Genomic DNA, 22,964 nt, shown 5'->3' with positions numbered 1-22,964 from the left:
ACACCTGGCGCGTAAGGGGAGGCATGACCCCATGACTGTTACGGCACGTATCGACTCCACGCGTCCGGTGACCACCCTCATCAACGTCTTCACCGTCCCCCGGGAGCGCCAGGCGGAGCTCGCCGCGCTCCTCGCGGACGCCACCGAGGAGACCATGAAGCATCAGCCCGGCTTCATCTGCGCCAACTTCCACGTCTCCGAGGACGGCGAGCGCGTCATCAACTACGCCCAGTGGGAGAGTGAGAAGCACTACCGCGACATGCTGGCCAACCCCGAGGCCAGGGTCCACATGGACAAGGCGGCAACCATCGCCACCGACGTCCAGCCCCGGCTGTTCCGGGTGGCCTCCCACCATTCCAGGAGCTGATCGGAGGCATCGACGACGTCGGTTACCGTCACACCAGCGCGAGGCCGTCGGCGCACGGTGCCCCACGGTTAGGCCGTTTCTTTCGAATCACCTTGTCTATCAGGCGGTCAGCCATAGGTCAGTCACCTTTGCCGCCGGGAGGCATTGCGCGGAATGCACCTCCGGATACGTAAAGGAGACATCCAGACCCGACCTGGTCGCCAAGCGCTGCTCCCGAAGGACCAACTCCATCTGTACCGGTCCGTCAGTTCGCTCCACCTCGCGAGACGCCGACTCCAGCGATTCGTAAAACTGCCATGTCGATGACTTGAACGAGAACTCACCAAGCTCCGGAGCTGCCGCTAGACAGAAGACGAGCCGACCATCAGGCCTGGGTCCCGCCCCAGACCTCGCTGCCGCCTTGCGTTCAAAGGGGTCATCGGGGCACCCACAAACCTCCCCCTCGTCTGGCATCGGAGGAAGGAACCTCGAGCCGTTGCACGCATGGACGAGACCTCGTTCGTTTTGGAGAGTCAACCGACGCCTCACCCGAGTCTTATTGGCAACGATCACCGCGATACTCTCTGCGCGGAGCTTCCGAGCTTGGAGGTCTCCCCCGGAAGCCGCACGCGCCGTCTCTCCCTGATACAGCTCGGCGACGCGCTCCGCGACTGCCCTGCTCTTGGTGGTCAAAAGCCAGGCACGAAGTGCTCCCAGTCGCCCGGTCCTCCACTCTTCCGCCGTGATCTGGCCGACGAGTTCTTCACATCCGTGTACTTGGGTCATGCCAGCGCTCCCACCCTCCGAGGTTCGAAGATGTCAGGATCCACAGGTTCTGGCATTTGGCTTCACCGGTGTACTCGTGTAGGAGCGAGCTCCTGCACACGGCCATCAAACAGATGCCGGCGCAACAGCCCGCTGACTTCACGCGATGCCCGCAGGATCCCGTTCGGGTCCATGCACAACGCCTGCCACCCAACGCACCGGTGCTGAATTCGGATAGAGAACGACCCTCACACCGAAGTCCATGAGGATCTCCTTACGGGCCTGGACGTTCAACGCCTTGTCCCAGCGATCCTGAACGGTCTCTCCCGTTGGCCGCCGGACCATACCCGGCAAGCGTTCCGGCTCCAGTTCAAGCTCTGCCAGGGCTTGTCCCATGGCTGCGTACTTCTCGCGGAACCACTCGGCGTCATCTGGCGCGTCATAGATGCCTGCCTCACGGTCAGCCCGCAGGCGCTCCCGACTGGCCCGAAGTTCAGCCATGCGTTCCGCCACGCCGTTCCCTGCGTCGTAGACCGTCTCAAAGATCATTCCGTCGCCGAACTTCTGCAGGAACCATTCCTCGACGTACGCGTCCAGTAGTTGTACACGTATCAGCGGCGCAGGCCGACAGTCCTGCGCGTTCAGCCATCCCTTGTTCCTGGCGGTGCACACGTAGCGAGGCGGCTGGTCGTGGGAGGTCTGCGTGTACAGCCGGTTGTGGCACTGCCCGCACAGCGCCAGCTCCGTGAGCAAGTAATCCCGGTTGGTTCGACGGCCGATCCAGGGCGTCTTCCTGGGGATCAAGGCTTTCTTCAGGGCGTCGTGAGTCGGACGGTCCCACAGCCCCTCGCAGAGCCGCACGGGGTTTCCTTCTCGATCGATCACCGGCTTGTGCTGGTGCATCAAGTAACCCAGAGCCGCCTCAGACAGAAGGATGTTCTTCAGGCTCGTCGGCTGCCAGGGGTTGCCACCCGGCGGCTTCCCGTACATCACGGCCAAATGGTCGGCAGGTGAGAGCTCTCCGGCGCGACTCAGGCGCGCCGCCTCGCTGCTGGGAGTGACATTCTCAGGATCAGCCAGGACACGGCGGGCGACCGTACGGATGACAGTCGAGGCGTGCGGATGCAGGACAACATGATCAATCCTGCCTCCCATCACGGTCCGCACGTACTGAAATCCGTAGGACGGCTTCCCCTTCGGCCGTCCTGCAGCCCGCGTCTTCTCGGTCGCGTTACGGTTTCGACGTTGGATGGCGCGCAACTCCATCTGCGCGCCCCATGCCTCCATGGTGAAGCGGTTCTCGTCGACCGGGTCATCCAGGTTCCACGGACCGTCATGGCCGTAGGTGACGAGCAGTTTGCCCTCGTCCCGCATCTTGTAGCCGGTGTTGAGGCAGTCCACGACGTTACGGCCCAGGCGGTCGACGGCCGCAGCCACCATTCCGTCGTATGGGCCCTTCTGGTCGCGAAGCCAGGGGCCCAGCTTCGGCCGCGTCATCGGGTCAGTGGCACCCGACACCTCCCAGTCGTCGGCCCAGTCGATGATGTGGCCGCCGACAGACGCCGCGACGGTAAGTACGTCCTCCCTCTGTCGCTCCGGGGACGACGTAGCGAGCTTCATCCGCGACAGCCGGCGCACGCCGAGCAGGCACTTCCCGCATCCGTCGTAGGGGCGTTCGATCATGTTCAGGTCCGTACCGCGCAAGACTTCTCCGTTTCGAGCACGCAAGGTACGGAGATTTGGCGGCCACACCCAGGATGATCTTGGTCAGCCCATAAAGCTCAGTCGAACCTGACGGTTGACATTAGAGATGTTGGTGTCCACCAGACACACCGACTGCCAAGTCCCCAGCGCCAGTCGCCCGTCGATCACCGGCAGGGTCGCGTGGGGTGGGACGAGTGCGGGGAGGACGTGGTCGCGGCCGTGGCCGGGGCTGCCGTGGCGGTGTTGCCAGCGGTCGTCGGCGGGGAGCAGGGTGTGCAGGGTGGCGAGGAGGTCGTCGTCGCTGCCGGCGCCGGTTTCGAGGACGGCGATTCCGCAGGTCGCGTGGGGGACGAAGACGTTGAGGAGTCCGTCGCGCCCGTGCGCCGCCTCGCGCAGGAAGTCCTCGCACTCGCCGGTGAGATCGACGACCCGCTCGTGGGAACCGGTGGTGATGTTGAGCACGCGCGTGGTGAAGGCATCTGACATGCTCCCATCCTCACCCGGACCCGGGACTTCACGCCCTTCGACGCGACCGGTTCCGCCCGGGACGAGGCGTGCTCGTTCTCCGATACACACGGTCCATCAGGCGAGACACCGTTGACCCGCGGCCGGCCGGCTGGCTACTTTCACCCGCATGTTGCGTTCAGCCCTGCTCACCACGCGCGGTCACATCGACCTGCTGCGGGTGGCCTCCGCCGCGTGTCGTCGCGGCCGCTGACGCCCTTCCCGTTCTTCCCACCGCCGTCCCCCGTCCGGGGCGGTCTCCGCGGCATCCGTACGCCGTGCTCGCGTACCCCTCGTGACCACGTGCCCGGCCGCGCCGTCCCGTCCGGTGACCCCTGATCCGGACCGGCACGAAGCCGCGTCCCGCGCCCCACCTCACCTCCGTGGAGCAGCCATGAGCATCAGCCATGCCCCACCCAGCGCCCACGATCCGGATACATCCGGCATATCCGCTCCTCTCGCGTCCGACTCCCTCCAGCGCCTCGTCCCCGCCTCCTCTCGCCGCGCCCGCGTCCCGCGCTGGCTGCGCCGCACCGCCGGCCCCCTGCTGCTGCTTCTCCTGTGGCAACTCCTCAGCGCCACCGGGGTGCTGACACCCGACGTACTCGCCTCGCCGGGACGCATCGCGCGGGTCGGCGCCGGCCTCGTCGGGGACGGTTCGCTGCCCTCGGCCGTGGCCACCTCGCTCGGCCGTGTCGCGGCGGGGCTGGCGTTCGGCACCGTGACCGGCGTCGGACTCGCCCTGGTCTCGGGGCTGTTCCGGATCGGCGAGGACCTGGTGGACGCCCCGGTGCAGATGCTGCGGACGGTGCCGTTCGTCGGTCTCATCCCGCTGTTCATCATCTGGTTCGGCATCGGCGAGACCCCGAAAATCGCCATCATCACGCTCGGCGTGACCTTCCCGCTCTACCTCAACGTCTACGCCGGGATACGCGGAGTCGACTCCCAACTCATCGAGGCGGGCGAGTCGTTGGGGCTGTCCCGCTGGGGGCTGGTACGCCATGTCGTCCTACCGGGCGCGCTCCCCGGCGCCCTCACCGGACTGCGCTACGCGCTCGGTGTCTCCTGGCTCGCCCTGGTCTTCGCCGAACAGGTCAACGCCGACTCCGGCATCGGCTTCCTGATGGTCCAGGCCCGCGACTTCCTGCGCACCGACGTGATCGTGGTCTGCCTCATCGTCTACGCCTTCCTCGGCCTGCTCACCGACTTCATCGTCCGCTCCCTCGAAAGGCTGCTGCTGCAATGGCGACCGACGTTCACGGGCCGGTGAGCCCCGCGAAGACCGGGTTCTCCCAGGTCGTACGCGTCGAGGGGCTGACCCGCTCCTTCGACGGCCGCGCCGTCATCGACGACCTCACGCTGGACATCGCGCCCGGCGAGTTCGTCGCGCTGCTCGGCCGCAGCGGCTGCGGCAAGTCGACGCTGCTGCGCGTCCTGGCCGGTCTTGACCGGGACATCGAGGGGACCGTCCTCGTGCCGCGCCGCCGGGCGGTCGCCTTCCAGGCGCCCCGGCTCATGCCGTGGAAGAAGGTGTGGCGCAACGTCGTCCTGGGTCTGCCCGGCAGGCCCGAGCGTGCCCTCGCGGACCGTGTGCTGGAGGAGGTGGGCCTCGGACACCGCGCCGACGCCTGGCCGAAGACGCTCTCCGGCGGTGAGGCACAGCGGGCCTCCCTGGCCCGCGCCCTGGTGCGCGAGCCCGATCTCCTGCTCCTCGACGAGCCGTTCGGCGCGCTCGACGCGCTCACCCGGATCAAGGCCCAGCGGCTGGTCGGCGAGGTGTGGCGGCGCCGGGGCTGTGCGGTACTGCTCGTCACCCACGACGTCGAGGAGGCCGTCCTGCTCGCCGACCGCGTACTGGTGATGGACGGCGGCCGCATCGCCCACGAGCAGCGGGTCGCGCTCGACCGGCCGCGCGACATCACCGACCCCCGGTTCGCGGAGATCCGCGCCGGCCTGCTGGAACGGCTCGGCGTCGACACGGCCGCCGAAGCCGCCTGACTCCCGCTGTCCCGACTTGTGCCGGGTGCGCAGAGCCCGCGCACTCCCCCCCACCCCCCGTACGCGCCCCTTACACGCCTCCGTACACGAACGGAACCGCCATGCGACGACGCCTGCTCCCCGCCGCACTGCTCCTCCCCCTCGCCCTCCTGGTCACCTCCTGCGGTGGCGACGCGACCGCCGGGACGGGTACCGACACCGACGGTTCCGGGTCCGTCACCCTCGCCGTCGGTGACCAGAAGGGCGGCTCCGAAGCCGTCCTGCGGGCCGCCGGAGAGCTGAAGAACCTGAAGTACCGGATCAAGTGGTCGACGTTCACCTCAGGGCCGCCCCTGCTCGAAGCCGTCAACGCCAGGGCCGTCGACATCGGCGGCGTCGGCAACACCCCGCCCGTCTTCGCGGCCGGTGCCGGTTCGAAGATCGCGGTGGTGGCCGCTCAGCACGGCACCTCGCTCGGCGACGCCATTCTCGTGCCGAAGGGGTCGAAACTCACCGCTCCGAAGCAGCTCAAGGGCCGGTCCGTGGCCGTCGCGCAGGGCTCGTCCGCGCACTACCAGCTGGTCGCCTCTCTCAAGGCGGCCGGGCTGACCCTCAAGGACGTCAAGGTCAAGTACCTCCAGCCGGCCGACGCGCTCGCCGCGTTCAACTCCGGCAAGGTCGACGCCTGGGCGGTCTGGGATCCGTACACCTCCCAGGTGCTCCAGGCCAGGCAAGGGCGGGTGCTCACCACCGGCGAGGGCGTCACCAACGGGCTGGCCTTCCAGGTGGCCGCGCCCGGCGCGCTGCGCGACCCGAAGAAGGCCGCCGCCGTCAAGGACTACCTGGCCCGGCTGCGGCGCGCACAGGTCTGGGTCCACGACCACCAGGAGGAGTGGGCCAAGGTGTGGGCGAAGGACACCGGACTGCCCTACGAGGTGGCGCTCGCCTCCGTACGGCGCACCAACTCCACCCGTGTCTCGGTCGCCGTCGACAAGCCCCTCGTCGCCTCCGAGCAGCAGATCGCCGACACCTTCACCGCGCTGGGGCTCATCCCGAAGAAGGTCGACTTCGGCGACTTCGTGGACACGCGCTTCAACGGCGACCTTCCGCCGTCGACCACCGCCCCGGCCCGGAACTGACACAGGAGGTACCCGAGATGACCGTACGACTGCACTGGTTCCTCCCCACGGGCGGCGACGGCCGGACCCTGGTGGACCGCCACGCCTACGGCCCGAACGGCCAGGCCGGCCGCAAGACACCCGGACTGCGCACGCCCGACATCGAGTATCTGGCGCAGATCGCCAAAGCCGCCGAACGGCTGGGTTTCGAGGCGGTGCTGACGCCGACCGGCACCTGGTGCGAGGACGCGTGGCTGATCACCGCCGCCCTCTCCCAGCACACCGAACGGCTGAAGTTCCTGGTGGCGTTCCGTCCCGGGCTGCTCTCCCCGACCCTGGCCGCGCAGATGGCCGCCACCTATCAGCGGGTGACCCGGGGCCGGCTGCTGCTCAACGTGGTGACCGGCGGCGACTCCTCCGAACAGCGCCGCTTCGGCGACCACCTCGACCACGACCGCCGCTACGAGCGCACGGACGAGTTCCTGTCGATCGTCCGCGGAGTCTGGCGGGGCGAGCCGTACGACTTCCACGGCACCCACTACCAGGTGGACGGCGGCCTCACCGCGCTGCCGCCCGACCCGGTGCCGGAGGTGTTCTTCGGCGGTTCCTCGCAGGCCGCGGGGCCCGTGGCAGCCCGGCACGCCGATGTGTATCTCACCTGGGGCGAGCCTCCGGCCCAGGTGAAGGAGAAAATCGACTGGATCCGCTCGCTGGCCGAACGCGAGGGACGCACGGTCCGCTTCGGTGTCCGGCTGCACACCATCTCACGGGATTCCTCCGCCGAGGCGTGGGCCACGGCGGACCGGCTCCTCGACGATCTCGACGCCGACACCATCGCCGCCGCGCAGGCCGCGCTCGGGCGCAGCGAGTCGGTGGGGCAGCGCCGGATGCTGGAGCTGCACGGCGGCTCCCGCGACCAGCTGGAGATCCACCCGAACCTGTGGGCCGGTGTCGGCCTGGTGCGCGGCGGCGCGGGAACCGCGCTGGTCGGCAGTCACGCGGAGGTGGCCGACCTCATCGAGGAGTACCACGCGCTCGGCATCGAGCACTTCGTCCTCTCTGGCTATCCGCACCTGGAGGAGGCGTACTGGTTCGGCGAGGGCGTGATCCCCGAACTCGCCGCGCGCGGCCTGCTGGACCGCACGGCTGCCGAGGACTCCGGCGGCGGTGCGCCGCTGCTGGTGGCGGGCGGACGCTGACTCCGGACGGACACCTGCGGCGGGCGGGTCCGGGGGACGCACTGCCCTGCCGGGCCCGCCGCCCGCCGTACCGTCCGCTCGGCCTCAGCGCGGCGCCCCGGCCGCCGGTGTCCGGTGCGGGCTGCCGCTCGGTGTGCCGGGGTGCGCCGTGGAGGTCCGCTGCTCGTTGAACTCGGTCACGTTGCGCATGTGCTCGATGTAGTCGGAGCTGAAGCGGGTGTCCCCGGGCTTGACCGTGACGAAGTACAGCCAGTCGCCCGCCGGCGGACTGAGTACGGCCCGCATCGCGTCCTCGCCGGGGTTGCCGATCGGGGTGGGCGGGAGCCCCATGCGCTGGTAGGAGTTGTACGGGCTGTCGATGCGGGTGTCGTCGGTGCTGGTGCGCAGGATGTGGCGGTTCAGCGCGTAGTTGAGGGTGGCGTCCATCTGGAGCGGCATCCCGCGCTCCAGCCGGTTGAACACGACCCGGGCCACCTTGCCCATGTCGGCCTTGCTCCCGGCCTCGGCCTGGACGATGCTCGCGATGGTGACGGCCTGGTAGACGTTCAGCGAGTTGCGCTGGGCCCCGGCGGCGACGGGCGTGGCGTTGAACTTGTCGTTGGCGGTGTCGACCATCATCCGCAGCAACGACTCCGCCGTGGTGTCCGTTCTGAGGGGGTAGGTGGCCGGGAACAGGTATCCCTCGGGGTTGCCCTCGGCGTCGTTCGACAGCTTCAGTCCGGCCTTGGGAGCGGCCTTGCGGGTGGTGCCCGGTTTCAGTTCGAGGGCCTTGTCGACGGCGTCGTAGATCTGGCTCGCGCGCCAGCCCTCGGGGATGACCAGGGTCCCCGTCTGCGACTCCCCGCGGAGGAGGCCGATCAGCGACACCGCCACGGCGGTGCCGGCCAGAACGGTGCCGACCCCGGCGAGGACGAGTCTGCCCCGGCGCGTCAGTCGCATCGTGCTCCGTGACGGAGTGTTGATGTTCATGCGGGCACGGTAGTACGCATATCACCTCATTCCTGGCATATCATCGGCTCGTGTGCCCCGGTCGCAGGTCAGGCGACAGGAGTCAGCTGGGCATCCCGGCGCACGAGGGCTGCATAGCGTCCGTCCTGGTCGAGCAGTTCCTCGTGCGTGCCGCGCTCGGCTATGCGCCCGGAGTCGAGGACGACGATCTGGTCGGCGTCGCGGACCGTGGACAGCCGGTGGGCGATGGTGATGGTCGTGCGGTCGGCCGCCAGGGTGTCGATGGCGTCCTGGACGGCGGCCTCGGTGCGGGTGTCCAGGGCGCTGGTCGCCTCGTCGAGGATGAGGACCGGCGGATTGCGCAGGATGGTGCGGGCGATCGCCAACCGCTGCTTCTCGCCACCGGAGAAGCGGTGTCCGCGCTCTCCGACGACCGTGTCGTACCCGTCGGGCAGCGCCGCGATGTGGTCGTGGATCTGGGCGGCCCGGGCGGCCTCGTGCAGTTCTTCGTCGGTGGCGTCCGGTTTGGCGAAGCGGAGGTTGTCGGCGACCGAGGCGTGGAAGAGGTACGTCTCCTGGGAGACGACGCCGACCGCGCGGGCGAGGGTGTCGAAGTCGAGGTCGCGGACGTCCACACCGTCCACGGTGACGCGGCCGCCGGTGACGTCGTACAGCCGGGGCACCAGATAGCCGAGTGTGGACTTGCCGGCGCCGGTGGGTCCGACCACGGCGAGGCCGCTTCCGGCGGGCACGGTGAGGTCGATGCCGTCGAGGACGGCGCCGCCCTTGTCGTCGTAGCGGAACTCGACGTTCTCGAAGCGGACCTCGCCCTTGATCTCGTCGAGGTGGACGGGCCGGGCGCGTTCGGTGATGTCGATCGGCAGGTCCAGGTACTCGAAGATGCGCTGGAAGAGGGCCAGCGAGGTCTGGATCTGGACGCCGGTCGCCAGCAGGCTCACGGCCGGGCGGAACAGGCCCTGCTGAAGGGAGACAAAGGCGACGAGCGTGCCGAGCGAGACCTCGGGGCCGCCGAACCGGAGCGCCAGACCGGCGGCCCAGTAGATGACGGCGGGCATCGCGGCCATCACGATCGTGATCACAGCCATGCGCCAGCGGCCGGCCATGCTCGATCTGACCTCCAGATCGACCAGCCCTTCGGACTCCGCCGCGAAGCCCGCCGTGAGGGATTCCGAGCGGCCCATGGTGCGGCCGAGCAGGATGCCGCTGACGGACAGCGACTCGGTGACGGTGGCGGCCATCGCGGCCATCTGCTTCTGGCGCCGGGTGGTGATGCGTTTACGCTCCGCGCCGACGCGGCGGCTGATCCAGACGAAGACCGGCAGCAGGACCAGAGAGACGACCGTGAGCCGCCAGTCGAGCGCGACCATGGCGACGACGGTGGCGATGACGCTGGTGGCGTTGGACACCAGCGAGGTCGCGGTGGAGGTGACCGTGGCCTGCATTCCGCCGATGTCGTTGGCGATGCGGGACTGCACCTCGCCGGTGCGGGTGCGGGTGAAGAAGGCGAGCGACATCTGCTGGAGACGGCCGTAGACGGCGGTGCGCAGGTCGTGCATGACGCGCTGGCCGACGGTGGTCGAGATCAGCGTCTGCAGGACGCCGAAGACGCTGGAGAGGACCGCGCTGAGGATCATGCCGAGCGCGAGGAGGCTCAGCAGACCGGTGCGGCGCTGCGGGATGGCGACGTCGAGGATCTCCCTCAGGAGGAACGGCGCGGCCACGGAGACCAGCGAGGCCGCTCCGACCAGCAGGGCGACGATCGCCAGTCGGCCGCGATAGGGCCGGAAGAGCTTCAGGATGCGGCGCACCTGCCGGGGCTGCTGCCCTGAGTCGGCAGGTGGGTTCCAGGTGATTTCACGTTCGGGCTTCATGGGCTCCTACGGAGGTGGGAAGGGGCCGGCCACGCGGGCCGGCCGACGATGACTTGAAGAGCATAGCTCATTGTTACCTATACTCACAATGAATGGGGTCCTGATATTGTTCCCGGCATGAGCACCCCCGACCCCGAAAGCGCTCTCGCGGAGCAGTTGCTGCGGCTCACCCGCCGGGTGCACCGCATCCAGAAGCGTCACCTGGAGCAGCGCGACCTGGGCGTCACCCCGGCCCAGTCCCGGCTGCTGCGCGTCCTCACCCACTACGACTCGCCCCCGCGCATGGCCGACCTGGCCGAGCGGCTGGAGGTGGTGCCGCGAGCCGTGACGACTCTGGTCGACGGACTGGAGGCGAGCGGCAAGGTACGCCGGATGCCGGACCCGGCGAACCGCCGGGTGACCCGTATCGAGCTGACGGACGAAGGACGCGCGACGATGCGCGAACTGCGCGGCGCGCGCCGCTCGGCGGCCGAGGAGATCCTCGCCCCGCTCACCGACAAGGAGCGGCAGCTGCTCGGTCTGCTGCTGGACACCCTGATGGACGGGGATCTCCCCAAGCCCTGTTGAACGGCGGGCGTCCCCGCGGCATCGGAACGGCGGACGGCGCGGCTCCACGGAATCTCACGGCGGACCGGGAAAACCGGTTGAAATTCACCGCCGTGCGAGGCGACCCTTTCACGGCTTGCCGCCGTCTGTCGCCCTCCTCCGGACACGAGCCTCTGGGACGCCATGCAGATCCAAGACCTTCCGTACTCCGATCCGGGCGTGGCCGACGCACGCTCGGGTCCGCACCTGCTGTGGTGGCTCTTCCGCAACCAACTGGGCGGCCAGCTCAAGGCGTTGCTCTGGGGTCTGGTGCACTTCTCCGCCGTCTGCGCACTGCCCTTCTGCGTCGGGCTGGCCGTCGAGGCAGCCGTGAAGGGCTCGGCCTCCGGTCTCTTCCGGACCGGCGGTCTGCTGCTGCTCTGCGGCACATGTGTCGCCGTGGGCGACACCTTCCTGCACCGGGCCGCCGTCACCAACTGGATCACGGCGGCCGCCCGGCTCCAGCAACTCCTGGCGCGCAAGGCCGCACACCTGGGATCCGCGCTGACCCGGCGCGTGGCGGCGGGCGAGGTGGTGGCCGTGTCCACCGGTGACGTGGAGAAGATCGGCTGGTTCGTGGAGGCCGTCTCCCGTTTCACCGCCGCCGCGCTGACGGTGGTCCTCGTCTGTGTCGCTCTCATCGTCTATCAGCCCGCTCTCGGTGTGGTCGTCGCGGTGGGCCTTCCACTCGTGGCGCTCGCGGTGCTGCCGCTGCTCCCCCGGGCCACGCGCCGGGCCGACGTCCAGCGCGAGAAGGCGGGCCGGGCCACCGAACTCGCCTCGGACACCGTCGCCGGGCTGCGCGTGCTGCGTGGCATCGGCGGCGAGGAGCTGTTCCTCACCCGCTACCGCAGCGCCTCGCAGGAGGTGCGGCACGCCGCCGTGCGCAGCGCCCGCATGTGGTCGCTCATCTCCGCGATCCAGGTGGTGGTGCCGGGCCTGCTGCTGATCGTGGTTGTCTGGCACGGCGTCCAGCTGGCCCGCGACGGCCGGGTGACGGTCGGTGAACTGGTCACCGTCTACAGCGCGGTCATGGTCCTCAACTATCCGATGCGCCATTTCGAGGAGATCGCGATGGCCTTCTCCTTCTCGCGCCCCTCCGCGACACGTGCGGCACGCGTCCTGTCTCTCCGGCGCCCGACGGACACCGAGGGCAGCGAGGGCAGCGGCACCAAGGGCGCGCGGGCCGAGAGCGCGGTCACCGGCGGCGCGGACACCGCCGAGGTGCCGGGCGGCGACCTGTACGACCCCCTCACCGGACTCGTCGCCTCCGCCGGCCGGTTCACCGCCGTGGTGTGCGGCGACCCGGACGCGGCGGGTGAGCTGGCGGCCCGTCTGGGCGGCCATCCCGCCGAACCGGGCCCGTCCGTGCTGCTCGGCGGGGTGGCGCTGAACGACCTCCCGCTCGACCGGGCCCGCACCGCCGTCCTCGTCCAGGACAAGGACCCGGTGCTGCTGTCGGGGTCCCTGCGCGAACTGCTCGACGTGCCCGCGTCCGGCGCCGTCCGGGCCGAGGACGCGCTCGCCGCCGCCCAGTGCGAGGACGTGCTGGACGCCCTGGCCCAGGCTTCGCTCGACGCCTCGGACCCCATGGACACCCGCGTCACGGAACGCGGCCGCTCCCTGTCGGGGGGCCAGCGCCAGCGGCTGGCCCTGGCCAGGTCGCTCGTCACGGACCCGGAGGTCCTGGTCCTGGACGAGCCGACCTCGGCCGTGGACTCGCACACCGAGGCGCGGATCGCCGAGGGACTGCGCGGGCTCCGCTCCGGCCGCACCACCGTGGTCTTCACCTCCTCGCCCCTCCTGCTGGACCGCGCGGACAGCGTGGTCTTCCTCCACGAGGGAACCGTCGCCGCGACCGGACCGCACCGCGAGCTGATCGCCACCGACCCGCGGTACCGGTCCGTGGTGACCCGCGAGACCGAGGACGAACAGGACGGCAGCACCCGCGACGGCACCACCGGCCTGACCGGCCGGCTGGAACGGGACGACAAAGACGCCCTGCTGGGCGAACTCGACCGGCTCGAAGAGATCGAGGAGAGCGCATGATCGGCGTCGCGCCACCGGCGTACGACCCGGCGGCCCCTACCACCGCGACCACCCTCCCGGTCGGCGCGGCCGCGACGGTACGCGCCTACGTCGCCGAACTGTTCCGTCGGCATCGCCGGGCCTTCCTGCTCCTCATCGGCGTCAACACGGTTGCCGTGATCGCCTCCATGGTCGGCCCGTACCTGCTCGGCGGCCTTGTCGAACGGCTCTCGGACGACGCCCGCGAGCTGCATCTCGGGCTGACGATCGGCCTGTTCGTGATCGCGCTGGCCGTACAGGCGCTGTTCGTCCGCGAGGTGCGGCTGCGGGGCGCGATGCTCGGCGAGCGCATGCTGGCCGACCTGCGCGAGGACTTTCTCGTCCGTTCGGTGGGGCTGCCGCCGGGCGTGCTGGAGCGCGCGGGCACGGGCGACCTGCTCTCCCGCATCACCACCGACATCGACCGCCTGGCCAACGCCATGCGGGAGGCCGTGCCACAGCTGGCCATCGGTGTCGTCTGGGCGTTGCTCCTGCTCGGCGGGCTCGTCGTGACGGCTCCCCCGCTGGCGGCCGCCGTACTGCTCGCGGTGCCCGTGCTGGCCGCCGGATGCCGCTGGTACTTCAAGCGGGCCCCCTCGGGCTACCGCTCGGAGTCGGCCGGGTACGCCGCCGTGGCCGCCGCCCTCGCGGAGAGCGTGGACGCGGGTCACACCATCGAGGCGCACCGCCTGGGCGCGCGCCGGGTCGCCCTGTCGGACCGGCGGATCCAGGAATGGACCGCGTGGGAGCGGTACACCCTCTGGCTGCGCTCGGTGCTCTTCCCCGTGATCAGCGCCGTGCACGTCATCGTGCTCGGTTCGGCGCTCATGGTCGGCGGCTTCTTCGTCCTGCGCGGCTGGATCAGTGTGGGCCAGCTGACGACGGGCGCCCTGATCGCCCAGATGCTGGTCGACCCGGTGAACCTGATCCTTCGCTGGTACGACGAGGTGCAGGTCGCCCAGGTGTCCCTGGCCCGCCTGGTCGGGGTGCGGGACATCGAACCGGACGCGGGCGAGGCGACACTCGCCCCCGACGGCCGGGACGTCCACGCGGAGCGCGTCCACTTCGGCTACCGCGAGGGCGTCGACGTACTGCGCCAGGTGTCCCTGGAGGTCGCGCCGGGCACCCGGCTGGCCCTGGTCGGCCCCTCCGGCGCGGGCAAGTCCACGCTGGGCAGGCTGCTCGCCGGCATCTACGCGCCCCGCGCCGGACGCGTCACCCTGGGCGGTGCCGAACTGTCGCGGATGACCGCCGAGCGCGTCCGCGCGCACGTCGCCCTCGTCAACCAGGAGCACCATGTCTTCGTGGGTTCCCTGCGTGACAACCTCCTGCTGGCCCGTGCCGGAGCGGAGGACGCGGCGCTGTGGGCGGCGCTCGGCGCCGTCGACGCGGACGGCTGGGCGCGTGCGCTGGACGACGGCCTCGACACCGAGGTGGGCTCGGGCGGGCTGGCGCTGACCCCGGCGCAGGCCCAGCAGATCGCGCTGGCCCGGCTGGTGCTGGCCGACCCGCACACGCTGGTCCTGGACGAGGCGACCTCGCTCCTGGACCCGCGCGCGGCACGCCATCTGGAACGCTCCCTGGCCCGTGTCCTCGACGGCCGCACCGTGGTCGCCATCGCGCACCGGCTGCACACCGCGCACGACGCCGACGTGATCGCCGTCGTGGAGAACGGCCGCATCAGCGAGCTGGGGAGTCACGAGGAACTGGTCGCGGCGGACGGGGCGTACGCGGCACTGTGGCGGTCCTGGCACGGCTGATGTCACGGCCGCACCGCTCCGTCCGCCCTGGTGACCGGGCGGACGCAGGTGCCGGACCACACCCTCGGCGGCATGCCGCCCGGCCCCGCGCCGGACGGTGTGCCGTTGCGCGGTCCCGAACCGGGATGGAAGGCTGGACAAGGAGACCGGTCCGGGGGACGCCGGGGGACGGTCCGGTCCTCGCCGTGCGAAAGCCGCGCAGCCGGGCCACCGCGCCACGCGATGGCGCCCGGCCGCGCTCACGACCTGGAGGTTCCCGTGAACAGCGCCGACGGCTGGGGGGACGACGTCTACCAGCCCGACCCTTCCGACATCCAGGAGGACGCCGGGCCGCTGGACGCCGACGACACCCTGATCTCCGACGGCGTCGCCGACCCGCTCGACCGGGGCTGGTCCCCACCGGAGCGGCCGTGGGCGGTGGAGCACGACGGGGTGACGGCGGCGGAGCGCCGGGCCGGGGAGACCCTCGACCAGCGGCTCGCCGAGGAACTGCCCGATGCCGCCGCTCCCGACGGTGACGGCCTCGGCGACTACGACGGCGGCGACGGCGAACTGCTGGACAACGAGGTCGGCCGACTTCGCTCGGGCCGGCTGGTCGCCCCCGACGAAGGAACGCACGAGGACGACGAGAGCGCGCTCGTGGCCACCGATGTCGGCATCGACGGCGCCGCCGCCAGCGCCGAGGAGGCAGCGGTGCACATCGTCGACGAGGACTCCTTCCCCGGCTGATCCGCCCGCGTTCTGCCCCACCGCCCCGCGCGAGGAGCCGCCATGCAGCAGGACAAGCACCCCGAGTACCGTCCCGTGGTCTTCCGCGACCGGGCCGCCGGGTACGCCTTTCTGACCCGGTCGACCGCGGTCAGCGAGCAGACCATCGAGTGGGACGACGGCGAGACCTACCCCGTGATCGACGTGGAGATCTCGTCGGAGAGCCACCCCTTCTACACGGGCAAGGCACGCACCGTGGACACCGAGGGCCGCGTCGCCCGCTTCGAGCGCCGGTACGGCGGGGCGGACTCCGGCGAGGCGACCTGAGCGGGAGCCGCGCGTCAGATCACGTTGAGGGCCGCGGCACAGCCCACGCCGCCGAGCACCATGAAGACGGGCATCAGCACCTTGATCTCGACCCAGCTGCCCGCCCGGAACCGCATGGCCTTCGGCGGGCCCACCGGGTACCAGCGCTTGCGTCCGATGGGGATGGGCCACAGAATCGGGCAGCCGGAGACGGTCAGCGCGTCCCCGATGTCGTGGACCAGTGCGCCCAGGATGATCGGCAGGCCCAGCCACAGGTACTCCTGGCCCTGGGCGTCGAACAGCCAGTGCGAGCCGTTGCCGTCCTTGTCCAGCATTCCCGCCAGGATCCAGGCGCTGGTCGCGGCGAGCAGCCAGACCAGGACATCGCTGCTGGAGCCGCGGGCCGCCCGCCACAGCAGGCCCTCGATGGCCAGCACCATGTGCGCGAAGAGGATCACCAGGACCCCCCAGCGGCCGCAGGTGATCGCCACCGCCGAGCAGGCGGCTCCGATCAGGACCGCCCACAGCCAGGTGTGGGTGAGCGTGCGGTGCCCGCCCGAGCGGCGCGGGTCGCCCGGCTTCCTGGTCGCCTTGTAGACGGCGTAGGACAGTTTGTCGACGACTTCGCAGACCCTGCGCGACACCGGCCCGAACGACCGCGAGATCGTGGCCGCCTTGTGATCGAGGTCCGGGGCGAGCGCGGCACCCGCGCAGATCAGGGCGCCCACCAGCAGAACCGGCCAGGGCATCGGGTGGCCGAAGGCCGCGGTGGCGGCTCCCACACCGAGCCAGGCAGCGGCTCCCGACAGTGAGTGTGCTGGTCCCATCATGGCCGCTTTCCGCCCCATTCCTCGTGTACCACTGTGCAGTTGACCCGGAGCGTTGACGCTCCGTCGGCGACACAGCGTAGCTGCCATGATCATGGAGGCAACAGCCGATTCCCCGGTTGACGCTCGGGCCAGGCAAGATGGGGGCGTGACCCTCATCGATCAGCTGCCGCCGACCGCCGACCCCGACGCCCTGTACGAAGCCTTCGAGTCGTGGGCCGACGAGCGCGGTCTCACGCTCTACCCCCACCAGGAGGAGGCGCTGATCGAGGTGGTGTCCGGGGCGAACGTGATCGTCTCGACGCCCACCGGCTCGGGCAAGAGCATGATCGCCGCGGGCGCTCACTTCGCCGCGCTGGCCCGTGACGAGGTCACCTTCTACACCGCCCCGATCAAGGCCCTGGTCTCGGAGAAGTTCTTCGAGCTCTGCAAGCTCTTCGGCACCGAGAACGTCGGCATGCTCACCGGCGACGCCTCGGTGAACGCCGACGCGCCCGTGATCTGCTGCACCGCCGAGGTCCTGGCGTCCATCGCCCTGCGCGACGGCAAGAACGCCGATGTCGGCCAGGTCGTGATGGACGAGTTCCACTACTACTCGGAGGGCGACCGCGGCTGGGCCTGGCAGATCCCGCTCCTCGAACTGCCCCAGGCGCAGTTCATCCTGATGTCGGCCACACTCGGTGACGTCTCCTTCTTCGAGAAGGACCTCACCCGCCGCACCGGCCGGCCCACCTCGGTGGTCCGTTCGGCCACGCGCCCGGTGCCGCTCTCCTACGAGTACCGGCTCACCCCGCTCACCGAGACCCTCACCGACCTGCTGGAGACCAAGCAGGCACCGGTGTACATCGTGCACTTCACCCAGGCGCAGGCCGTGGAGCGGGCGCAGGCGCTGATGAGCATCAACATGTGCACGCGCGAGGAGAAGGAGCGGATCGCCGAGCTGATCGGCAACTTCCGCTTCACCACCAAGTTCGGCCAGAACCTGTCCCGTTACGTACGGCACGGCATCGGCGTGCACCACGCCGGCATGCTGCCCAAGTACCGGCGCCTGGTGGAGAAGCTGGCGCAGGCCGGTCTGCTGAAGGTCATCTGCGGCACGGACACCCTCGGCGTGGGCGTCAACGTGCCCATCCGCACGGTGCTGTTCACCGCGCTGACCAAGTACGACGGCAGCCGGGTGCGCACACTGCGGGCGCGGGAGTTCCACCAGATCGCGGGCCGGGCCGGGCGGGCGGGCTTCGACACCGCCGGTCTCGTCGTCGCGCAGGCTCCCGAGCACGTCATCGAGAACGAGAAGGCTCTCGCGAAGGCGGGCGACGACCCGAAGAAGCGCCGCAAGGTGGTGCGCAAGAAGGCTCCCGAGGGGTTCGTCGGCTGGACGGAGAACACCTTCGACAAGCTGATCACCTCCGAACCCGAGCCTCTGACCTCGCGGTTCCGGGTGACGCACACGATGCTGCTGTCGGTGATCGCGCGGCCCGGCAACGCCTTCGAGGCGATGCGCCACCTCCTTGAGGACAACCACGAGCCGCGCAAGCAGCAGCTCAGGCACATCCGCCGGGCGATCGCGATCTACCGTTCGCTGCTGGACGGCGGCATCGTCGAGAAACTCGACAAGCCGGACGCCGACGGCCGCATCGTGCGTCTCACGGTCGATCTCCAGCAGGACTTCGCGCTCAACCAGCCGCTGTCCACGTTCGCGCTCGCCTCGTTCGAGCTGCTCGACCCCGAGTCGCCGTCCTACGCACTCGACATGCTGTCCGTGGTCGAGTCCACGCTGGACGACCCGCGCCAGATCCTGGTCGCCCAGCAGAACAAGGTGCGCGGTGAGGCCGTGGCGGCCATGAAGGCGGACGGTGTCGAGTACGAGGAGCGCATGGAGCGCCTCCAGGACATCACGTACCCGAAGCCCCTGGAAGAGCTGCTCTTCCACGCCTACAACACCTACCGCAAGAGCCACCCGTGGGTCGGCGACCACCCGCTGTCGCCGAAGTCGGTCGTCCGCGACATGTACGAACGGGCGATGTCCTTCACGGAGCTGGTGTCCTTCTACGAACTCGCCCGCACCGAGGGCATCGTGCTGCGTTACCTCGCCAGTGCCTACAAGACCCTCGACCACACCATCCCGGACGACCTCAAGTCCGAAGATCTCCAGGACCTCATCGAGTGGCTCGGCGAGATGGTCCGCCAGGTGGACTCCAGCCTGCTGGACGAGTGGGAGCAGCTGGCCAACCCGGCGGAGATGACCGCCGAGGAGGCCCAGGAGAAGGCCGACCAGGTGAAGCCGGTCACCGCCAACGCGCGGGCCTTCCGTGTCCTCGTCCGCAACGCCCTCTTCCGCCGTGTGGAGCTGGCCGCCCTGGACCAGGTCGAGGCGCTGGGCGAGATGGACGCCGAGGCCGGCTGGGACGCCGACGCCTGGGGCGAGGCCATGGACAAGTACTGGGACGAGTACGACGACCTCGGCACCGGACCGGACGCCCGCGGCCCCAAGCTGCTGGTGATCGAGGAGGAGCCGCAGAACAAGCTGTGGCGCGTCCGCCAGATCTTCGACGACCCGAACGATGACCACGACTGGGGCATCAGCGCGGAAGTCGACCTCGCCGCCTCCGACGCGGAGGGCCGTGCGGTCGTCCGTGTCACCGATGTCGGCCAGCTGTAAGCAACAGGAGAACCCACCGATGACGAACCCGGCCGAGAGCCTGGTAGACCTGCTCGACCTTGAGCAGATCGAGGTCAACATCTTCCGTGGCCGAAGCCCGCAGGAATCCCTCCAGCGGGTCTTCGGCGGCCAGGTCGCCGGCCAGGCACTGGTCGCCGCCGGGCGCACCACCGAAGGCGACCGCCCCGTGCACTCGCTGCACGCGTACTTCCTGCGGCCGGGTCGCCCCGGCGTGCCGATCGTGTACCAGGTGGAGCGCGTCCGCGACGGACGCTCGTTCACCACCCGGCGGGTCACGGCCGTGCAGCAGGGCCGCACGATCTTCAATCTGACCGCCTCCTTTCACAAGCCCGAGGAAGGACCGTTCGAGCACCAGCTGCCGCCGGCCCGTGAGCTGCCGGACCCGGAATCGCTGCCACCGGTCGCCGAGGAGATCCGCAAGCACCTGGGCGCACTGCCGGAAGCCCTGGAGCGGATGGCCCGCCGCCAGCCCTTCGACATCCGCTATGTCGACCGGCTGCGCTGGAACCGGGAGGAGATCGACGGCGCCGACCCCCGCAGCGCGGTGTGGATGCGTGCGGTCGGACCGCTCGGCGACGATCCGCTGGTGCACACCTGCGCGCTGACCTACGCGAGTGACATGACCCTCCTGGACGCGGTCCGCATCCCGGTCGAACCCCTGTGGGGACAGCGGAACTTCGACATGGCCTCGCTGGACCACGCCATGTGGTTCCACCGGCCGTTCCGCGCCGACGAGTGGTTCCTGTACGACCAGGAGTCCCCGATCGCGATCGGCGGCCGGGGCCTGGCACGCGGCCGCATCTACGACCAGCAGGGGAATCTGCTGGTGTCGGTCGTCCAGGAAGGCCTGTTCAGGTCCCTCTGAGGCAGGTGCGCGTTCCGTCGGAGCGCCCGGCGCCGGCCGCCATCACGGCGTTCCGGGCGCGGCGGCCGCGCAGCCATGCCAGGAGCCGTCGGCGTTCCCGTGCGGCCTCCGGAGTCTGCGGGCGAACCGGCGGACCGGGCCGGCGTCGCATCGAAGCGGGGCTCGGGCGGGGGGAGCGGGCTCGCGGTCGCTCCTTCTGCGAGCCGGCCCGGGCCTGCGCCAACGTCTGCTCCAGATCCGCGCGCAGCCACATGATCTCGTCCGGGTCCTGCGCCGTCATGAGTTCCTCGGCGATGTCCGCGGACGGGGTGCCCGGAGCGCCGTGGCGCGGTGGCACCGGGCGGAGCCGCTCCAGGCGCGCCCGCTCGGCGGGGCTCTCGGTGGCGGCCACGACCTCGTCGGGCGGCAGCAGGGACGCCAGCGCTCCGGCCCGCGCCCAGGGGTCGCCTTCCGCGTCCCTCAGCAGGAATCCGAGATGGCGGCCGCGCCAGTTGCGGGGGCGCAGGTCCACACCTGCCGCCACCTGGCTTCGCAGGGTCTCGGGCGTCCGGCCCTTCAGGAGATGGGTGTTCACGTCGCGTGCCGCGAACTGCTCCGCTTCCTCGGCGAGATACTGCCAGACCACGACCCGGTAGCGGTTGAGGTAGAAGCGCACCGGCACCAGCAGGCCCAGGCGGGCGAGCCGGGCGAACCGGCCTGGAGAGATGTCCATGAGCGCTGCGGCCCCGGTCGTGGTCACCAGCCGTACGCGCGTCCGGAGGGTGTCCGGGAAGCCGTCCTCGGCACGGATGCGGTCGATCTCCGCCCGCTCGACGCGGCGGCCGTTGCCGCCCTCGTCACGCACGGTCCGGATGCGGCCGAGCTGGACGGCGAGCTCGAACTCGGCCCGGTTCAGCCCCAGTTCCCGTGCGGCGCGGCTCGGTACGCAGGTGGTGGGGTTCGGTGTGGTCAGGATGGTTCCCGGCATGGTCGTACTCCCCCGTGGAGTGTGTGGCTCACGCCCTGTGCGTTCGCCGTGCACACACCGTAGCCGTTTCCGCGCTGTGCGTGGCAGGCCTGTGGATAACTCCAGCAGGCGTAACAAACCCGCAGGTCAGAGGTCTGCCACTGGGGTGTGCTCCGGTCGGCGGGCATCCACTTGGAGATGTTCTCCGACCCGGTTGACGAGCACCGTCATCTCGTAGGCGATCTGCCCGATGTCCGCCTCCGCCCCGCTGAGGACGCACAGGCAGCTGCCCGAGCCCGCGGCGGTCACGAACAGCACGGCGTCGTCGAATTCGATCATCGTCTGACGAACCCGGCCGGCTCCGAAGTGCCGTCCCGATCCCTTGGCAAGGCTGTGCAACCCGGAGGCCACGGCGGCGAGGTGCTCCGCGTCCTCCCGCCGAAGTCCCGTACTGGCTCCGGTGACCAGCCCGTCGTTCGACAGGACCAGTGCATGCCGAACGTGGTCCACGCGCTCGGTCAGATCGTCAAGAAGCCAGCCAAGTCCTTGGTTATGCCCCATGTTCCGTCTCCCCGTGCGACCTCTCCCCCTGGCCGGAGGATCTATCCGCCAGCCTTCCCCACCTCCGGCGTCCGGGCAAGCAGGATGGGCGTATGGCACAGAAGATGACCGACGAGGAATGGCGGGCGTTCGTCTCGTACGGCACCCGAACCGGCAAGCTGGCGACGGTCAGGGCGGATGGGAGCCCCCATATCGCCCCGATCTGGTTCCTGCTCGACGGTGACGAGCTGGTTTTCAACACCGGGAACGAGACGGTGAAGGGGCGAAATCTCGCCCGTGACAACCGTGTCGCCCTGTGCGTGGACGACGACCGGCCGCCCTTCTCCTTCGTGGTGCTCAACGGTGACGCCCGCCTGACGGAGGATCTGGACCAGGTCCGGCACTGGGCCACCCGGATCGCCGCGCGGTACATGGGCGAGGAGCGGGCCGAGGAGTTCGGCGCCCGCAACGGCGTTCCGGGTGAACTGCTGGTCAGGGTCCCCATCGACCATGTGGTCGCGATGAAGGACCTGACGGACTGAGGACCTCAGCCCGCAGGCACTCAGCTCACCGAGTCGAGCAGCCTGGCGGTGTGCATCCGCCCGGCGTACTCGACAAGGCGGATCAGCACTTCCTTGCCGGAGTCCCGGTCCCGCGCGTCGCACAGGACCACGGGCGTGCCCGAGTCGAGGTCGAGGGCGCGGGAGACCTCGTGGGCGCCGTAGGAACGGGCACCGGGGAAGCAGTTGACGGCCACCACGAACGGGATGCGCCGGTGCTCGAAGTAGTCGACCGCCGGAAAGCAGTCCTCGAGGCGGCGGGTGTCGGCGAGGACCACGGCTCCGAGGGCGCCCTGCGACAGCTCGTCCCACAGGAACCAGAACCGGTCCTGCCCCGGCGTTCCGAAGAGGTAGAGGGCCAGGCCGGAGCGGATGGTGATGCGGCCGAAGTCCATGGCGACGGTCGTGGTGGTCTTCTGGTCCACGCCGCCGGTGTCGTCCACCAGCCGCCCCGCCTCGCTGAGCATCTCCTCGGTGCGCAGCGGCCGGATCTCACTGACGGAGCCGACCAGGGTCGTCTTGCCGACGCCGAATCCGCCCGCGACAAGTATCTTCAGCGCCAGGGCGGAGCTGTCGTCGGCGGCGTCGGAGTGCTCAGAGGCCATGATCACTTCTCTCGGGAGGGCCGGCTGCGGTCGACGTGCTCGGAGCGTGGGGTCAGCAT

23 protein-coding genes are annotated in these 22,964 nt (G+C 70.0%); 14 read left to right on the top strand and 9 right to left on the bottom strand.

Translation table 11 applies throughout. The annotated features are described in order from the left end of the window. Positions 1-31 precede the first annotated feature (31 nt). Positions 32-367 carry an antibiotic biosynthesis monooxygenase gene (locus AB0898_RS28420; RefSeq protein ID WP_366805872.1) on the top strand — a complete coding sequence of 112 codons (336 nt, stop codon included), beginning with the start codon at positions 32-34 and terminating at the stop codon, positions 365-367. 99 nt (positions 368-466) lie between these two features. Here AB0898_RS28420 and AB0898_RS28415 read toward each other — a convergent pair whose 3' ends face one another. From AB0898_RS28415 to AB0898_RS28405, 3 genes are all read right to left on the bottom strand, one after another. Continuing rightward, a complete protein-coding gene (locus tag AB0898_RS28415) occupies positions 467-1,132 on the bottom strand; it encodes a hypothetical protein (RefSeq protein WP_366805871.1) in 666 nt (221 codons plus the stop codon). 138 nt (positions 1,133-1,270) lie between these two features. Beyond that, positions 1,271-2,794 carry a recombinase family protein gene (locus tag AB0898_RS28410; protein ID WP_366805870.1) on the bottom strand — a complete coding sequence of 508 codons (1,524 nt, stop codon included), beginning with the start codon at positions 2,792-2,794 and terminating at the stop codon, positions 1,271-1,273. Between the two features lie 84 nt (positions 2,795-2,878). Then, the gene (locus tag AB0898_RS28405; RefSeq protein WP_366805869.1) at positions 2,879-3,301 is read right to left on the bottom strand and encodes a secondary thiamine-phosphate synthase enzyme YjbQ; all 423 of its coding nucleotides are present in this window, start codon (positions 3,299-3,301) and stop codon (positions 2,879-2,881) included. Between the two features lie 148 nt (positions 3,302-3,449). Between AB0898_RS28405 and AB0898_RS28400 the strand changes: the two genes are divergently transcribed. The 5 genes from AB0898_RS28400 (at position 3,450) to AB0898_RS28380 (ending at position 7,613) form a co-directional block, all read left to right on the top strand. Next, on the top strand, positions 3,450-3,533 hold the full coding sequence (locus tag AB0898_RS28400) for a putative leader peptide (RefSeq protein ID WP_313884353.1): 84 nt from the start codon (positions 3,450-3,452) through the stop codon (positions 3,531-3,533). Positions 3,534-3,713: 180 nt separating this feature from the next. Continuing rightward, positions 3,714-4,589 (top strand): ABC transporter permease, encoded by an 876-nt coding sequence (locus tag AB0898_RS28395; RefSeq protein WP_366805868.1) that lies wholly within the window; start codon positions 3,714-3,716, stop codon positions 4,587-4,589. Then, the gene (locus tag AB0898_RS28390) at positions 4,562-5,317 is read left to right on the top strand and encodes an ABC transporter ATP-binding protein (RefSeq protein WP_366805867.1); all 756 of its coding nucleotides are present in this window, start codon (positions 4,562-4,564) and stop codon (positions 5,315-5,317) included. Before AB0898_RS28395 ends, AB0898_RS28390 begins: the two co-directional genes overlap by 28 nt. Before the next feature lie 101 nt (positions 5,318-5,418). Then, the gene (locus AB0898_RS28385) at positions 5,419-6,435 is read left to right on the top strand and encodes an ABC transporter substrate-binding protein (protein ID WP_366805866.1); all 1,017 of its coding nucleotides are present in this window, start codon (positions 5,419-5,421) and stop codon (positions 6,433-6,435) included. Positions 6,436-6,452: 17 nt separating this feature from the next. Continuing rightward, positions 6,453-7,613, top strand: a complete 1,161-nt coding sequence (locus tag AB0898_RS28380; protein WP_366805865.1) for an LLM class flavin-dependent oxidoreductase — start codon at positions 6,453-6,455, stop codon at positions 7,611-7,613. Between the two features lie 84 nt (positions 7,614-7,697). Here the strand turns inward: AB0898_RS28380 and mltG are convergent, their stop codons facing one another. Next, positions 7,698-8,582 carry an endolytic transglycosylase MltG gene (mltG, locus tag AB0898_RS28375; RefSeq protein ID WP_366805864.1) on the bottom strand — a complete coding sequence of 295 codons (885 nt, stop codon included), beginning with the start codon at positions 8,580-8,582 and terminating at the stop codon, positions 7,698-7,700. Positions 8,583-8,650: 68 nt separating this feature from the next. After that, a complete protein-coding gene (locus AB0898_RS28370; RefSeq protein WP_366805862.1) occupies positions 8,651-10,453 on the bottom strand; it encodes an ABC transporter ATP-binding protein in 1,803 nt (600 codons plus the stop codon). A 117-nt stretch (positions 10,454-10,570) separates the two neighbouring features. On the opposite strand from AB0898_RS28370, the gene AB0898_RS28365 reads away from it, so the two are divergent. The 5 genes from AB0898_RS28365 (at position 10,571) to AB0898_RS28345 (ending at position 15,900) form a co-directional block, all read left to right on the top strand. Continuing rightward, entirely contained in the window at positions 10,571-11,020 is a 450-nt protein-coding gene (locus AB0898_RS28365; RefSeq protein WP_366805861.1) for a MarR family transcriptional regulator, read from the top strand. 162 nt (positions 11,021-11,182) lie between these two features. Further along, positions 11,183-13,087: an ABC transporter ATP-binding protein gene (locus tag AB0898_RS28360; RefSeq protein WP_366805860.1), complete on the top strand. Its 1,905-nt coding sequence runs from the start codon at positions 11,183-11,185 to the stop codon at positions 13,085-13,087. Further along, on the top strand, positions 13,084-14,865 hold the full coding sequence (locus tag AB0898_RS28355; protein WP_366805858.1) for an ABC transporter ATP-binding protein: 1,782 nt from the start codon (positions 13,084-13,086) through the stop codon (positions 14,863-14,865). Before AB0898_RS28360 ends, AB0898_RS28355 begins: the two co-directional genes overlap by 4 nt. Before the next feature lie 258 nt (positions 14,866-15,123). Beyond that, positions 15,124-15,594, top strand: a complete 471-nt coding sequence (locus AB0898_RS28350; RefSeq protein WP_366805857.1) for a DUF5709 domain-containing protein — start codon at positions 15,124-15,126, stop codon at positions 15,592-15,594. A 42-nt stretch (positions 15,595-15,636) separates the two neighbouring features. After that, a complete protein-coding gene (locus AB0898_RS28345) occupies positions 15,637-15,900 on the top strand; it encodes a type B 50S ribosomal protein L31 (protein ID WP_361784477.1) in 264 nt (87 codons plus the stop codon). 14 nt (positions 15,901-15,914) lie between these two features. Here AB0898_RS28345 and AB0898_RS28340 read toward each other — a convergent pair whose 3' ends face one another. Further along, positions 15,915-16,709, bottom strand: a complete 795-nt coding sequence (locus AB0898_RS28340) for a metal-dependent hydrolase (protein WP_366805856.1) — start codon at positions 16,707-16,709, stop codon at positions 15,915-15,917. Between the two features lie 145 nt (positions 16,710-16,854). Here AB0898_RS28340 and AB0898_RS28335 point away from each other — a divergent pair, with 145 nt between their 5' ends. Together AB0898_RS28335 and AB0898_RS28330 are read left to right on the top strand one after the other, a co-directional pair. Next, the gene (locus AB0898_RS28335) at positions 16,855-19,368 is read left to right on the top strand and encodes a DUF3516 domain-containing protein (protein WP_366805855.1); all 2,514 of its coding nucleotides are present in this window, start codon (positions 16,855-16,857) and stop codon (positions 19,366-19,368) included. Positions 19,369-19,387: 19 nt separating this feature from the next. Continuing rightward, positions 19,388-20,254 (top strand): acyl-CoA thioesterase II, encoded by an 867-nt coding sequence (locus AB0898_RS28330; RefSeq protein WP_366805854.1) that lies wholly within the window; start codon positions 19,388-19,390, stop codon positions 20,252-20,254. Here the strand turns inward: AB0898_RS28330 and AB0898_RS28325 are convergent. Together AB0898_RS28325 and AB0898_RS28320 are read right to left on the bottom strand one after the other, a co-directional pair. After that, positions 20,241-21,221 (bottom strand): DUF6397 family protein, encoded by a 981-nt coding sequence (locus tag AB0898_RS28325; RefSeq protein WP_366805853.1) that lies wholly within the window; start codon positions 21,219-21,221, stop codon positions 20,241-20,243. The two genes, AB0898_RS28330 and AB0898_RS28325, sit on opposite strands and share 14 nt — an antisense overlap. A 126-nt stretch (positions 21,222-21,347) precedes the next feature. Further along, positions 21,348-21,761: a roadblock/LC7 domain-containing protein gene (locus AB0898_RS28320; RefSeq protein WP_199582027.1), complete on the bottom strand. Its 414-nt coding sequence runs from the start codon at positions 21,759-21,761 to the stop codon at positions 21,348-21,350. Between the two features lie 92 nt (positions 21,762-21,853). Between AB0898_RS28320 and AB0898_RS28315 the strand changes: the two genes are divergently transcribed. Then, entirely contained in the window at positions 21,854-22,282 is a 429-nt protein-coding gene (locus tag AB0898_RS28315) for a PPOX class F420-dependent oxidoreductase (protein WP_366805852.1), read from the top strand. Positions 22,283-22,302: 20 nt separating this feature from the next. Here AB0898_RS28315 and AB0898_RS28310 read toward each other — a convergent pair whose 3' ends face one another. Continuing rightward, on the bottom strand, positions 22,303-22,905 hold the full coding sequence (locus AB0898_RS28310; RefSeq protein ID WP_366805851.1) for an ATP/GTP-binding protein: 603 nt from the start codon (positions 22,903-22,905) through the stop codon (positions 22,303-22,305). Positions 22,906-22,964 lie beyond the last annotated feature (59 nt).

Source organism: Streptomyces sp. NPDC005435 (genome assembly GCF_040703155.1).
GTDB lineage: Bacteria > Actinomycetota > Actinomycetes > Streptomycetales > Streptomycetaceae > Streptomyces.
The sequence above is the reverse complement of the archived record's forward strand: the minus strand, read 5'-3'. Positions and strand labels throughout refer to the sequence as shown.